Below are 13574 nucleotides of genomic sequence, written 5' to 3'. Positions count from 1 at the left end.
AGTAAACCGAGCCACTGTGCCGCTGTTCTGTATGTTTTCATCACCTGCTCCAAATTTATCATTGAGCAGGTATTTTCAAATAGTCAGATCAATGATGCGAGGTGTGGTTCGCTAGACGGTTACAAATAAACTACCGGTTTGCAATAAACTTCTTGGGGAGTCAAACCTAGATCGCAGCAATAAGTGACACACGCTTACCCGTCAAATGAAAAATGTGGCGAAAAATGTGGCCACCCACAATAAATAGCATGATATAGCTCCATCTACTAAACTCTATTATAAAGTTGTAAATGTTGGAGTTTGCTATGCCACGCCCTAGAAGAACTCAGATCAGTGTCGAAGACACTCCTTTCTATAGTTGTTGCAGTCGCGTTGTTCGTCGCGCATTCCTCTGTGGCGATGATCAGTACTCGGGACAAAATTATGACCATCGTCGTGGCTGGATCGAATCGCGACTGTCTGAACTCGAAGCCGTTTTTGCAATCGATGTGGCCGCCTTTGCAGTGATGTCTAACCACCTTCATGTGGTGTTACGCATTGATATTGAAATCGCAAATCGCTGGACAGATCGAGAAGTGCTCGAGCAGTGGCACAAACTATTTAATGGTGATGAAATAACCCAGAAATTTGTTAAAGGTGAAGTCGTTGAAGCGCATGAAGTGCTCAGATTAAAGCACTCCATCGGCACTTATCGAAGCAGACTGTGCGACATCAGCTGGTTCATGCGCTGTCTTAATGAGCCGATTGCACGGCAAGCAAATCAAGAAGATAGCTGTACAGGCCGCTTCTGGGAAGGCCGCTTTAAATCGCAGGCCCTGCTAGATGAGGCCGCAGTGTTAGCCTGTATGGCCTATGTCGATCTCAATCCAATTAGGGCCAAGATGGCAAGCACCCCTGAGCAATCAGACCACACCAGCATCCAGCTGCGCATTAGGGCTGCATTAAAAGGTGAACAACCTAATAACTTGCTGCCGTTTATTGGCAATGAACGGCAATTTCAGCCCAAAGGTATTACGTTTGCATTGAAGGATTATCTTGAACTGGTTGATGATACAGGACGTATTATTCGCAATGACAAGCGCGGTTCAGTCAGTGCTAACAGCGCTAAGTTACTCACGAGATTGAATATCTCTCAAGAAAATTGGCTCAAACTCACCACTGAATTTGGCAAGCTATTTCACGGACCAGTGGGCACGCTTCAAGAGTTGACCAGCTATTGCGAGCATCTAGAAAAGCGTCGACGACATTTCGCCAGTTGTTGTCAGCACTTAAAAGCTGGCTAATCTAAAATTACTTGTAATAACAATGTTTCTAAATCAGCTTAACTCTTTAATGAGTTGGGCTATTGTGGCTAAAAATCACTGTTTTTGAAGGAAATCCGCCGATTTAGCCAATTCGCTTCCATAAACTCCAGCGATATCGACTTTCTTGCAACACACTCTCACAATCTCGCTTGAGCACATGTCGAAAATGCATTATGTTATTGTTTTATAATGGCTGGCCAGATTTTTATTTTATAATGGCTGGCCAGATTTTTATGGCTGGACAGATTTTTGAGATTTTTGGGCCGGGTTGGAACGCTTAAAAATCACTGTTTCTTGATGAAATCCATCTATTTAGCTAATCGGCTTGGATAAATCCATGTCACATTAACCTTCTAGCAGCGAAGCCACTAAATTTTGCTTGAGCGCATTCTAAAAGTGGTTTATGTTGTTATTTTATAATGACTTGTCAGATTTTTTTAACTTTCCGAAAAAATGAGCAGGTTTGAATAAACAACACTTAACCAGCATAGCCGCCATTTTTGGCGTTAGCTGATTTTCCGAATGTGGCAGTGAGTAAGGATTTAATATTAAAAATATTCATTTCAACTCAGACTGCTTTGCTTTGGACACAAGAACCGCATGCTTAAAGTCATATAAATGTGGGAAATTGAATTGAACTTAAAATCTAACAAGAAGCTGATGTATGTAGCACCACTATATTACACACCAGCGGGTGTATTTTTCATACTACTATTACCGGCCTTATTTGAATATAAAGAAGGAGAATATATATTCAGTGATTTCATTCCATTCTTCATCATTTGTACTTTTCTGATACTCATTCATTTAGCTATACATTTTTTTATACTAGTTCCTATTGGGAAATGCGATATCACAATAGACAGGACAGGTATTTGTAGCGATAAAATTAAGTGTAAGAGTTTTGCAGGGTATATCGACTGGAAAAGTATTGAAAGCGTTTACATTTTTACCCTAGGAAGAGGCCCAAACTATATTTACCTATATTTGAACTCAGGTTACAGCACTCAAAAAATAAGGATTCCTTTCGACTTTGTTACTGAGTCCACACGAGAAATAGAAGAGTACATTGCTCAATATGCAAAATTGAGACGAAATTATCTATAAGCGCTAATAATTACGATAAGAAATAACGTGATTGAGCCTGCTGGGCAAGAGTGCGAACGTTTATTGACCAATGCAAGCTGGTAGTTGACCTAAAGGCCTGCATATGAACAGACTCTACCTTTTTCAAAAAATTTACGGTGGCCCCATTGTTAAATGTTGGGTGTAGTCTTTTGAGTTAAAAGGTTACGCTAATACTAAAAAGGTGAACCATGGCGCTTCACTAGGAGAAAGGCGAGAAGACCGTCCATCCCATGGCCGCTCTCTGGCATCTGAACCATAAGGATGGTAAATGTCATTATGATGTCTGGAACATCATTGACCATGCCATCGCGGCATTTGTGAGTCCCTTCACATCAGACGGGATGTTCGACTTTTGTTTAAATAAGAGCCATGGATGGCTCTTATTTAAATCAAAGGTGCTGCGTGTCGACGAGACTTTTTATGAAAGAAATGCCCTATGGAAAGCCTGTATACAGAAATTTTAGTGACAGGTTGCAAGCCTTCTGCAATTGGTTTTTCTGGCAAGTTCAGTTTAAATTTTCTAGCTCATATGTCCAAAAACGAGTTTGAATTGAATATAGGGGAAGGGCTTACAGGTTATTAACGTCACATCACTTTTGAATAGGGATTACTCACAAAAGGTTGTGGGTTTAGTGATGCTGTGCTCTGTTGGCGGCGGGGTGATGGTTAATACTTTCAACCCTTTAGGTGATTCAAACCTGTGCCACACGCCTTGAGGCACGACTAATAACTCGCCTAGCATCAATCTGTTTTTATGTTCAATATCACCTTCAAGTAACACTAAGGTGGTTTCGCCTTCAATCACTTGCACGAGTTCATCTCCCGAGGGATGGCGTTCCCACTCACTGAAGCCCGAGTAGTCGCTGAGGTAAATGGCACTGTTATTGAAATCGCTAAGTTTAATAAATGCGTCTTTCATGGCTTCATTTGAAGAATGTGGGGTTCTATTCTCAACGTGGTTAATCTTGGTGAATTCTTTCTTAATCGATATAGCAGCAGACTTTGTCACTGATGACTCCCTGTAATAATAAAGCGTTTAATAAGGGAGTCGCGTTAAAGCGATCGCTTTCTAAACGATTTCCGTGCTTTCAAGATGTGTAAGTGGTTGATTTGAATAAGCCTATAACGGTTAAGCTGTTGAAGTAAAGCGACATGGATTCAATGCTGGCTATTTTTGGAAGCTTAAATGATTAGCCACAATTCACTTCAAGTCGCCTATTTGATAAACGTGGCGGTAAAATTTGCTTAAATTGACGGCGCTTATGTGGATAAGACTAGGCATTGACGGTTAAATTACGTATAATCCGCGCGAATTTTTTAATCTTGAACTTGCTCACATTAAGGAAGCTAGTTATGGCGATCGAACGCACATTTTCTATTATCAAGCCAGATGCAGTTGCTAAAAACCACATTGGCGCTATTTACAGCCGTTTTGAATCAGCGGGTCTTAAGATCATCGCTTCTAAAATGGTTCACCTGTCTAAAGAACAAGCTGAAGGCTTCTACGCTGAGCACAGTGCACGTCCTTTCTTCGGTGCTCTAGTCTCTTTCATGACTTCAGGTCCAGTAATGGTTCAAGTGTTAGAAGGCGAAAATGCTGTTCTAGCTAACCGTGAAATCATGGGTGCAACTAACCCAGCTGAAGCGGCTCGTGGCACTTTACGTGCAGATTACGCAGCAAGCATCGACGAAAACGCAGTTCACGGCTCTGACGCTGTAGAATCAGCGGCTCGTGAAATTGCTTACTTCTTCAGCGCTGATGAAGTGTGCCCACGCACTCGTTAATCTGTATTGATTGAAGAAAAAAGGAGCCTTAGGCTCCTTTTTTGTTTTTAAGCGTCAGCAGCTTAGCGCCTATTGCCGAGCCATCCATCGATTAATGATCTAAACGTAACTCTTGTCTGTGCTGGCGATTAAATTTAGCTTCACAACTGCTGCAGCGCTGCTCTGTAGGATCTTGATTTAAGCGCAAAACCTCAATTTCAGTCTCACAATCAGCACATAAGCCATATAAGCCCAGCTCAAGTTGGCAATAAGCGGCATCTAAACGCATTAAACGTCTAAATAAGCCATGGTGGCTGAGATCCTGATGGGTCATCCATTCAATGAGCACGCTGAGGCTGGCAGAATCAATACTAGCTTGGGTGAATTGTGTCTGAGTGAGCGGCGGCTGAGTTAGCGATATTTGAGTGACTGTCGGAGCACTCAAGGCGAGCTGAGTAAACTCGTTTTTAAGGCTAGCTTCGAGTTGCAATAAAGTGCTGAGAATGTGTTGATTGCTCACAAGGGCTACCTAAGTTAATGATCTTAACCTTAGTTTATGGTGTAAATTGCTTTACACCATGATAGAGATCAACACTTAGGAGGTTAATTCGATCAAGAGCCAGATTCTCACTACCGTGTGACTATTTTTTTAGCACTTGATGGGCTTTACTGAGCACAGCGACAATTTCTTCTGTGGTTTTAAATACTCTCAATTCCCTAAATAAGCTTTCAGCTTCAGGGTATTGACGATTTAAGTAGCAGAACCATTGTTTAATGCGGGCTGGATAATAATCAGATTTTCGGCCATTAAGCTCAAGTTCTGAGTAGCTCATTAATAGTGCTAATGCTTGCTCCCAAGTGTAGGGGGCTGCACCTGTTTTGATGGTATCAGCAAGGTTTGGCAGTGAGATTGCGCCGCGGCCTATCATCACGCTATCACACCCCGTGATTTTTATGCAGCGCCGTGCATCCTCTGCACTCCAAATTTCACCGTTGGCGATAACAGGTATAGGTAAGCGTTTACGGACTTCAGTAATGTACTCCCAATATGCGGGTGGTTTGTAACCATCGGTTTTACTGCGGGCGTGAATGGCAAGCTCGGTAGCGCCGGCTTCATAAACGGCGAGGGCATTTTCCATAAACAGGGATTTATCTTCATAACCTAAGCGAATTTTAGCGGTAACAGGGTGTTCACTGGGTACAGCTTGACGCATAGCTTTTATTATATCGTGTACCTTGTCTGGGCATTGAAGCAATATTGCGCCGCCTTTACTGCGGTTAACCATTTTAGCTGGGCAGCCAAAATTAACATCGACACCATTTGAGCCAAGTTCTATGGCGCGCACGGCATTCTCGGCCATGCATTGTGGCTCTTGACCTAATAACTGCACCCGAACGGGAGTGCCATTGCTTGTCATGCCTTGCTGGCGTAATTCAGGGCACAGTTTGTAGAAGACTTTTTCAGGTAGCAGCTGATCCACCACACGGACAAATTCAGTAACCAATAAATCATAAGGGTTAATCTTCGATAAGATGTCACGCATCAGAGGGTCAACGACGCCCTCCATTGGGGCTAAAATTACACGCACGGGCTGACTACCTAACAATAAAAAGTGGCGTATATTAACTTTTTTGCAGGTTAAGTTATACGGTGGAGTAAAATTATTTTTTGTAATCAATGTGTAAAAAATGATTAAAATCAGCTTGATAGTTTAATTAAATCCACTAGACTTATTTTCGAACCTGGGTGCCTAACGGCTTTTTATTGAAAATAAAATGAGTTTGCGCAACTTTTTTGAAATAAAAATCGATGAGCTTAGGTCTTATAAGGCAAGCCAGCAACAAACTGTGTTGGTCCCTATTATTCGAACAAAGGAAGATAACTATGAATTTAATCAAACAAACAAGTGTTGCTGTTGCTTTAGGTGCTGTTGTAGTGACTGCTGGTTTTTCAGGCGCCGCTGAAGCTAACCCGTTTGGTTTTGAGCAGTTAACTGCTGGCTATCAACTAGATGGTGGTGAAGGTAAATGTGGCGAAGGCAAGTGCGGTGCTGACAAAAAAGCTGAAAAAGCCAAAGAAGGTAAGTGCGGCGAAGGCAAGTGTGGTGCTGACAAAATGGCCGACAAAGCCAAAGAAGGTAAGTGCGGTGAAGGCAAGTGTGGCGCTGACAAGAAAGCTGAGAAAGCTAAAGAAGGTAAGTGTGGCGAAGGCAAATGTGGTGGTAACAAGTAATTTATCCTTAGGATAGAAGACTGCTGCAGGGAGGATATAATATCCTCAGTCACCAGTGCAAAAATAAGGCCTGATTATCAGGCCTTATTCGTTGTTAGCGTTTAATAAAACACAGGGGAGGGCGCGATGCCATCAAACAAGATAAACAATCAGTCTGCATCTAAGGTGGGTCTAGGTTTACGCCGTGAAATGTTAACGGAGTTTTGTGCTAACACCCCAAAGGAAATTGATTTTTTTGAAGTTGCCCCAGAAAACTGGATGACATTAGGAGGTAAGTTTGGCCGCCAATTTACACAATTGGCTGAGCAGCACCCTTTTTTCTGTCACGGTTTATCCTTATCTATCGGCAGCCCAGAACCTTTAGATGTCGGCTTTGTTAAAGGGATAAAAGCCTTTCTTGATAGTCACAATATTGATATTTACTCTGAGCACTTAAGTTATTGTTCTGGCACCGGTCATATGTATGACTTAATGCCTATCCCTTTTACCGAAGAAGCGGTAAAGCATGTTAGCCAGCGGATCAAGCAGGTTGAAGACATCCTCGAACGGCCATTTATTCTAGAAAACGTGTCTTTTTATGCAGCCCCTGGAGCACAAATGAGTGAGCAAGCGTTTGTTAATGCCGTGCTCAGTGAGGCTGATTGTAAGTTGCTGCTGGATGTAAACAATATCTATGTGAACTCGATTAATCATAATTACAATGCCAGTGACTTTTTAGCTGCTATGCCTACTGAACGCATTGCCTATTTGCATATTGCTGGCCATTATCAAGAAGATGTCGACTTAATGATTGATACCCATGGGGCGGATATTATTGACCCTGTGTGGGCATTATTGCAGGATTGCTATCGCCTCCACGGAGTGCATCCTACGTTATTAGAGCGAGACTTTAATATTCCAGAAACACCTGTGTTGCTTAATGAAATCAACAAAATACATCAATATCAAGCCGATGCCTTAGCGCTGCTTTCCAGTGCCCAAAAAGGAGGGCATTATGATGTTTAAACAAGTGCAGCAAGGGTTTATGGATTACATTCGTGACCCAAGTCAGCCGTTACCCGAGGGTATTGAGCCAAGGCGGATGAAGGTTTACCGTGAGTTATTTTTTAGTAATATTAGCGGTTTTGTGTCGAGTGCGTTCCCAGTTTTAAAGAGCCTTTATAATGAGGATGATTGGCAGGTGTTGGTGCAAGATTTTTTTGTTAACCATGATTGCCAAAGCCCGATTTTTGTTGAAATTGCCGCTGAGTTTCTACAGTTTTTACAAACTGAGTATCAAGTGAGCGACAAAGACCCGGTATTTATGCTGGAGTTGGCCCACTATGAATGGCTTGAGTTAGCTGTGGCTGTGGCCCAAGAAGATCAGAACTTAAAAGATTTAACACAAGATGAGCTAAATAGCGCTAATTTGTGTTTGAACTCTACAGCAAGAGTGGCGCAATACAGTTTTGATGTGCAGCATATTAGCGTGGATTATCAGCCCATTGAAGTATCACCTCAGGCACAATTTTTCTGTGTGTATCGCGATGACTCTGATGAAGTCGCCTTTTTGAAATTAACGCCCTTAAGCGCTCAAGTGCTTGCTTATCTTGAGCAATCAAAGCAAAGTCGCTTCGATGAGCTTTGCCACTGGCTGCAAAATTTGTACCCCAGTATGTCAGCTGAGCAATTGACACAAGGATCATTTAGCTTGTTAGCACAATTGGCAGCCAAAGGAATCATAAAAGCCACGGTATAAAACGGCATAAATTAGCTGTTGATGTTAATAAGGATGCTCAACGTTGATTTAGTGCTCACTAATTAAGCGTGTAGAAAATTAAAGTTTCCATTAGATAAGTGAAATGTCTACAATAGCGGCCGTAATGTGATCTAGCTCACCTCTTGGTGAGCGATCCACTATAGTCACTAATTAGCACTGTCATTTGCGTTAAGGAAATATCATGGGCGAGCCCTTTAAAGATCCGTTTAACATACTGCATTTTATTGGTTTTATTTTGGTTTTGCTCTTGCCAACCTTACCAGCTTCACTATCATGGCTTAAGTTTGCAGGCTTGATTTAAGCCAGTAATGACAACGAGTTATGTTAATCAAAAACCACTCGCCAGAGTGGTTTTTGTTTTTAGACCTTTTGTTGGACTGTAAAGAGGTGTGGTTATGGCATTAAAGCGTGGTTTTTTCTTACTCATAGGCTTAACCAGTCTGTTGCTTGGCTTGTTAGGTATTGTGTTGCCACTTTTGCCCACAGTGCCCTTTATTTTACTGTCAGCCTATTGCTTTGCTCGCTCCAATAGCCGGCTTCATGCTTGGTTAATGAGTCATCCTTGGTTTTCAAAAGCCTTACTCGATTGGCAAACCCATAGAACGATGGAGCCAAGGCTTAAACGCCGCGCAGCATTGATGACCAGTATCAGTTTTTTGATAAGCATTATTGTGGTTGGCCATTTTTGGCTGAAAATCATGCTGGCGTGCATGTTAACAGGACTACTGATTTTTTTGTGGCAGATCCCAGAATCTACACAACAAGCAGAGGAATAAGCACAGATCGCAGCTTGTGTGTTGTGACATAGTTGCAACTGCTGCAAAACACGCTTAAGATCCATCTGAATCAAGCCTGCATTAGGCTGTGATATCAAGTCCACTTAGGTGGGCTTTTTTATTCACGGTATTTTGCAAGCCCACCTAATTTTATATTAGTGAGTTACTAATGACTACGACCATGAATAAAGACAGTTTGGCCTTGATCAAGCAGAGCATACAAACCATTCCTGATTACCCAAAAGCGGGCATTATGTTCCGTGATGTGACGAGCTTGCTGGAAGATGCCAGCGCATATAAAGCCACTATCGCCTTATTTGTTGAAAAATATCAGGGCATGGGATTCACAAAAGTTGTGGGTACAGAAGCTCGTGGTTTTTTATTTGGCGCGCCATTGGCATTAGAGCTAGGCATAGGCTTTGTTCCTGTGCGTAAGCCAGGTAAATTACCAAGAAAAACCATTGCTCAATCTTATGAGCTGGAATACGGCAAAGACACTTTAGAAATTCACGTGGATGCTATCAAACCTGAAGACAAGGTATTAGTGGTTGATGATCTATTAGCAACCGGCGGTACTATTGAAGCGACAGTGAAACTTATCCGTAATCTTGGCGGTCAAGTAGAGCACGCTGCATTTGTTATTTCTTTACCTGAAATTGGCGGCGAAAAGCGTTTAGCAGGCCTTGGTCTTGAGGTATTTACCTTGTGTGAATTCGAAGGTGAATAAGCCAACATGAGTCGTAAATCAAGAGATAGCCTGCCATTACGTTGCGTGCTATCTTGAGATTTGTGACGCAGGCCTTGTTAATTAAGGCCTGTATGTAAGATACAGTAAATGTTAGCTTTTAGTGACTTAGGGGAGTGTTATGTCTTATCAGGTGTTAGCTCGAAAATGGCGCCCAGCCAAGTTCGAACAGATGGTGGGACAGTCCCATGTATTATTGGCATTAACTAATGCCCTAAGTCAGCAACGCTTGCACCATGCGTACCTGTTTACCGGGACTCGAGGTGTCGGAAAAACCAGTTTGGCGCGCCTGTTTGCCAAAGGACTAAATTGTGAAACAGGTGTTACAGCTAACCCCTGCGGAACGTGTTCGAGTTGTGTGGAAATTGCCCAAGGCCGATTTGTCGACCTTATTGAAGTGGACGCCGCCTCGCGCACTAAAGTCGATGACACCCGTGAACTGTTAGATAATGTGCAATACAAGCCTGCAAGAGGGCGCTTTAAGGTCTACCTTATCGATGAAGTGCACATGTTATCTCGCAGCAGTTTTAACGCCCTGCTTAAAACCTTAGAAGAACCTCCTGAGCATGTTAAGTTTTTATTGGCGACCACAGATCCGCAAAAATTACCTGTCACAGTGCTTTCGCGCTGCTTGCAATTTAACCTTAAAAGTTTATCTCAAGATGAAATCTCTCAACAGTTGGATTTTGTCTTAGGACAAGAGCAACTTCCTTTCGAGTCTCAAGCACTGACACTATTGGCAAAAGCTGCCAATGGCAGTATGCGTGATGCCTTGAGTTTGACAGATCAAGCCATTGCTTTTGGCAGCGGTCAGGTGATGTTAACCCAAGTGCAAACCATGCTTGGCAGCATAGATGAGCGTCAAGTTATTGGTTTACTTAAGAGTTTGTGTGATGCCGATATCGCGCATTTAATGCAAACTACGGCGCAAGTGTTATCTTTTGGCGCCGATGCCGATGAAGTGCTACGCAGCTTGCTTGAGTTATTGCACCAGATAACCTTAAGCCAATTTGCGCCAGCAGCGGCGCAGCATTCACTTTATAGTGAACAGATTTTAGCGTTTGCCAAACAGCTTAAGCCTGAACAAGTGCAGCTCTATTACCAAATTTTATTGACCGGTAGAAAGGAGCTAGCTTTTGCTCCCGATCCCAAGTCAGGCCTTGAAATGGCGCTTCTTAGGGCCGTGGCGTTTGTACCGGAAAAAACCGTTAACCGCTGGGTTGTGGATGATGCCGCTAAACTTGAGCTTCCCAGTGGCACAAGTATGCCTGTATCTAAACATTCAGAACCCAATTTAGACATTCAGTCTATGTCGAGCAGCAGTGCTGACGCTATAGAGCCTGTTGTAGAACAAGTGGTAACAGCGTCTCAAACACTTGCACCAATGCTAGATAATCACTCAGCTAATACAAATGTTGACCCAGAGCTAAGCGGCGATGCAAGCAGTGATGAGGATGACAAAGAAGATGCATCACTGAGTGCACTGGACGCTGAACAAAAAGTGTTACTCAGTCAAGCGACGGGTATGGGATTTGACGAAAGCGCAAATGTTGATGCAAACCATGTTGCAGCAGAACCCTCAGCCAATAACGAGGCGAATGCAACGGATGAGTATGCCGATTATATGCATTATGGTTTCGATGAGCCGCTGCCAGAGACTCACGCTGACGCTTATGTTGCTGATGAAGGTGACTCAACTGCAGATAATGAATTCGCTCAAGGTAGCCGCTTAGACTCAAACTCAAACACAGATACAGAAGCTGAATCTGCAGCACTTGTCCCTGTAGTGGATGATATTTTAGATGCGGTATTAGCAAGTCGCGATGCGCTTATGGCCGATGTTAGCGCGATAAATCTGGCAAATAATACCGAGCCTAATGCTGGCAGTATTAAGGCAGGTGCCGCAAAAAAGCCACTGGCGGTGCCTCAAACTAACAGAACTGTTGATGAGAGCAATATAGCTCAAGAAAACCTACAATCCTGCAGTGAGACACATGTCGCAGCTGGATTGAATGCAGCAACAGAGGCGAGGCTTAGTCATAGCCATACTATTGCCGATAAGCGCCCCGATACAGATAGACCCCCTTGGGTAGCGGCAAGTGATGGTTCTTCGCCCTTCGACCCATTAGGGGAAAACAAGGATATTCAGCTTCAGACTGCGATTATTGAAGCATCAATGGAATCACCTGAGCATCATACTGCACTGGTTTCAGCAGCGCTTGCCAATCAGGATAATCGTGTTGAACTAGCTATGTCAGAAGTTGAACTTCCTGAAAAGTCTGCGGCTACAGAGATCCTAACAGAGCACCAGATAAGTGGTCATGGGATGGATTTACATTGGTATAAAATGATGGCAGAAGTTAAAATTGGTGGCCGCATAAGGCAGCTTGCCGTCAATTCAGTTTGCCAAGGATTAACCTCACCACTGCGATTATTGCTAAAGCCAGATCAAAAACATTTGGGCGCGGAAGTCGCAGTAAACCAGCTTGAAGCAGCGCTGAGCGAATACTTGCAGCAGGATATCAGCATAGCAGTGAGTGTCGGTTATGATGAACAAAGAGAAACGCCTCTTGAGCTACGAAAGCGTTTTCATCAGGAATTGTTGCAACAAGCAAAACAGAGATTAATGAGTAATAACAAGGTGCAATGGATGCTAAGTCAACTTGGGGCAGAGCTTCAAGAAGACAGCCTAGTCTATCCACCAGAGAAGCTTCAACAAGTAGGGCAACAAATCACATTTCAGCAGCAAGATGCAGCTATTATGCAAAAGTTGGCTTCAATTGCCTGACGTGGATTGCCTATTTAAATAATTTCAGTAAGATTAGCGCCACTTTGGCGACAGGCTAACCCCTTAATTAGAGAGAGACGATTATGTTTGGTGGAAAAGGTGGTATGGGCAATTTGATGAAACAAGCCCAAATGATGCAAGATAAAATGGCTAAAATGCAGGAAGAAATTGCTCGCATGGAGATCACTGGTGAAGCCGGTGCAGGCCTTGTTAAAGTTACCATGACAGGCTCGCATTCAGTTCGTAAAGTCGAAATCGACCCTAGCCTGATGGACGATGATAAAGAAATGCTTGAAGACTTAATTGCTGCAGCGTGCAACGATGCATCACGTCGAATCGAAGAAAATCAAAAGAGCAAAATGGCAGATGTTACTGGTGGCATGCAATTACCACCAGGTATGAAAATGCCATTTTAGTGTCAGACTCGCTCTGAACTGGCGTGTAATAAAAAGCTCAAGCCTTGCTTGGGCTTTTTTGTTGGCGTTTTAACCGGTCCTTTTACTGAACCTTTTATTAGTTTTTGCTGCTTGCTGGTGTGGCTCGACGGGGTAGGAAAAAATTCCCAGAGGTTTTTAGCCGTTAGCGTGTGCGATATCTCTCACACGATATGTGAGCTTTGACGCTATTGTTTGCAGCCAAGTAGATACTGATATTTGTTAAGTTATTAATTTAATGTGATTATTTATTAAATATTCGTTGATTAATCATTTTTATCATGGCTATTTGGCAAAAATCTTTTTTGAGTGGATGTTCCCAAGGATGAAGCTGGCTTATGATTAACACATCCAAGGAACAGGATGAACAGAAAGGAAGCGCTCAAGGTAGAGCATACTCAAGGCAGAGTAGAGAGCAGGAAGCACTCAAGGTTGATTCACTTGATCAGGATGATTGGGTACAAGGATGAAAACGGATACCCCTAGGAAAGACTTCAGGTCTGGGGACGCAAGGGAAAGCCAGTGTAGACATGATGTCTCACTCAAGGATTAAGATTGTCATGGATGATATAGGACACGCTTAAGGATAGAGCAGGCTCAGTCAATGGAATGCTGAGATAAAGGACGGTATCTTGAATGATAC

At 43.0% G+C, this 13574-nt stretch carries 13 protein-coding genes; 10 read left to right on the top strand and 3 right to left on the bottom strand.

Annotated features, from left to right (window positions below; genetic code table 11):
- Positions 1-305 precede the first annotated feature (305 nt).
- Entirely contained in the window at positions 306-1283 is a 978-nt protein-coding gene (locus tag H5073_RS17110) for a transposase (protein ID WP_182680782.1), read from the top strand.
- A 1585-nt stretch (positions 1284-2868) separates the two neighbouring features.
- Positions 2869-3015 carry a hypothetical protein gene (locus H5073_RS17105; RefSeq protein WP_182680781.1) on the top strand — a complete coding sequence of 49 codons (147 nt, stop codon included), beginning with the start codon at positions 2869-2871 and terminating at the stop codon, positions 3013-3015.
- A gap of 24 nt (positions 3016-3039) precedes the next feature.
- Here the strand turns inward: H5073_RS17105 and H5073_RS17100 are convergent, their stop codons facing one another.
- Entirely contained in the window at positions 3040-3441 is a 402-nt protein-coding gene (locus H5073_RS17100; protein WP_182680780.1) for a cupin domain-containing protein, read from the bottom strand.
- A 344-nt stretch (positions 3442-3785) separates the two neighbouring features.
- On the opposite strand from H5073_RS17100, the gene ndk reads away from it, so the two are divergent.
- Positions 3786-4217, top strand: coding sequence for a nucleoside-diphosphate kinase (gene ndk, locus H5073_RS17095; protein WP_182680779.1), 432 nt, complete (start codon positions 3786-3788; stop codon positions 4215-4217).
- A gap of 91 nt (positions 4218-4308) precedes the next feature.
- Here ndk and H5073_RS17090 read toward each other — a convergent pair whose 3' ends face one another.
- Both H5073_RS17090 and dusC read right to left on the bottom strand, forming a co-directional pair.
- Positions 4309-4716: a TraR/DksA C4-type zinc finger protein gene (locus tag H5073_RS17090; protein WP_182680778.1), complete on the bottom strand. Its 408-nt coding sequence runs from the start codon at positions 4714-4716 to the stop codon at positions 4309-4311.
- Positions 4717-4837: 121 nt separating this feature from the next.
- Positions 4838-5785, bottom strand: coding sequence for a tRNA dihydrouridine(16) synthase DusC (dusC, locus tag H5073_RS17085; RefSeq protein WP_182680777.1), 948 nt, complete (start codon positions 5783-5785; stop codon positions 4838-4840).
- Positions 5786-6081: 296 nt separating this feature from the next.
- Here dusC and H5073_RS17080 point away from each other — a divergent pair, with 296 nt between their 5' ends.
- The 7 genes from H5073_RS17080 to H5073_RS17050 all read left to right on the top strand — a co-directional run bounded on the left by H5073_RS17080 (position 6082) and on the right by H5073_RS17050 (position 12913).
- A complete protein-coding gene (locus H5073_RS17080) occupies positions 6082-6429 on the top strand; it encodes a hypothetical protein (RefSeq protein ID WP_182680776.1) in 348 nt (115 codons plus the stop codon).
- Positions 6430-6555: 126 nt separating this feature from the next.
- Entirely contained in the window at positions 6556-7434 is an 879-nt protein-coding gene (locus H5073_RS17075; protein WP_182680775.1) for a DUF692 domain-containing protein, read from the top strand.
- The gene (locus H5073_RS17070; RefSeq protein ID WP_182680774.1) at positions 7424-8167 is read left to right on the top strand and encodes a DUF2063 domain-containing protein; all 744 of its coding nucleotides are present in this window, start codon (positions 7424-7426) and stop codon (positions 8165-8167) included. The genes H5073_RS17075 and H5073_RS17070 overlap by 11 nt, the downstream gene beginning before the upstream one ends.
- Before the next feature lie 416 nt (positions 8168-8583).
- Complete coding sequence (locus H5073_RS17065; RefSeq protein WP_182680773.1) at positions 8584-8964, top strand: YbaN family protein; 381 nt, start codon at positions 8584-8586, stop codon at positions 8962-8964.
- Positions 8965-9145: 181 nt separating this feature from the next.
- Entirely contained in the window at positions 9146-9691 is a 546-nt protein-coding gene (gene apt / locus H5073_RS17060; RefSeq protein ID WP_182680772.1) for an adenine phosphoribosyltransferase, read from the top strand.
- A 139-nt stretch (positions 9692-9830) separates the two neighbouring features.
- The gene (gene dnaX, locus H5073_RS17055) at positions 9831-12497 is read left to right on the top strand and encodes a DNA polymerase III subunit gamma/tau (RefSeq protein WP_182680771.1); all 2667 of its coding nucleotides are present in this window, start codon (positions 9831-9833) and stop codon (positions 12495-12497) included.
- Positions 12498-12580: 83 nt separating this feature from the next.
- Positions 12581-12913: a YbaB/EbfC family nucleoid-associated protein gene (locus H5073_RS17050; RefSeq protein WP_182680770.1), complete on the top strand. Its 333-nt coding sequence runs from the start codon at positions 12581-12583 to the stop codon at positions 12911-12913.
- Positions 12914-13574: the final 661 nt, after the last annotated feature.

Origin of the sequence: Shewanella sp. SR44-3 (assembly GCF_014163735.1) — a bacterium.
Classification (GTDB): domain Bacteria; phylum Pseudomonadota; class Gammaproteobacteria; order Enterobacterales; family Shewanellaceae; genus Shewanella.
The sequence above is the reverse complement of the archived record's forward strand: the minus strand, read 5'-3'. Positions and strand labels throughout refer to the sequence as shown.

Coding starts and splice junctions, on each gene's coding strand:
- H5073_RS17110 (WP_182680782.1), top strand. CDS start 306: ATGCCACGCCCTAGAAGAACTCAGATCAGTGTCGAAGACACTCCTTTC.
- H5073_RS17105 (WP_182680781.1), top strand. CDS start 2,869: ATGGAAAGCCTGTATACAGAAATTTTAGTGACAGGTTGCAAGCCTTCT.
- ndk (WP_182680779.1), top strand. CDS start 3,786: ATGGCGATCGAACGCACATTTTCTATTATCAAGCCAGATGCAGTTGCT.
- H5073_RS17080 (WP_182680776.1), top strand. CDS start 6,082: ATGAATTTAATCAAACAAACAAGTGTTGCTGTTGCTTTAGGTGCTGTT.
- H5073_RS17075 (WP_182680775.1), top strand. CDS start 6,556: ATGCCATCAAACAAGATAAACAATCAGTCTGCATCTAAGGTGGGTCTA.
- H5073_RS17070 (WP_182680774.1), top strand. CDS start 7,424: ATGATGTTTAAACAAGTGCAGCAAGGGTTTATGGATTACATTCGTGAC.
- H5073_RS17065 (WP_182680773.1), top strand. CDS start 8,584: ATGGCATTAAAGCGTGGTTTTTTCTTACTCATAGGCTTAACCAGTCTG.
- apt (WP_182680772.1), top strand. CDS start 9,146: ATGAATAAAGACAGTTTGGCCTTGATCAAGCAGAGCATACAAACCATT.
- dnaX (WP_182680771.1), top strand. CDS start 9,831: ATGTCTTATCAGGTGTTAGCTCGAAAATGGCGCCCAGCCAAGTTCGAA.
- H5073_RS17050 (WP_182680770.1), top strand. CDS start 12,581: ATGTTTGGTGGAAAAGGTGGTATGGGCAATTTGATGAAACAAGCCCAA.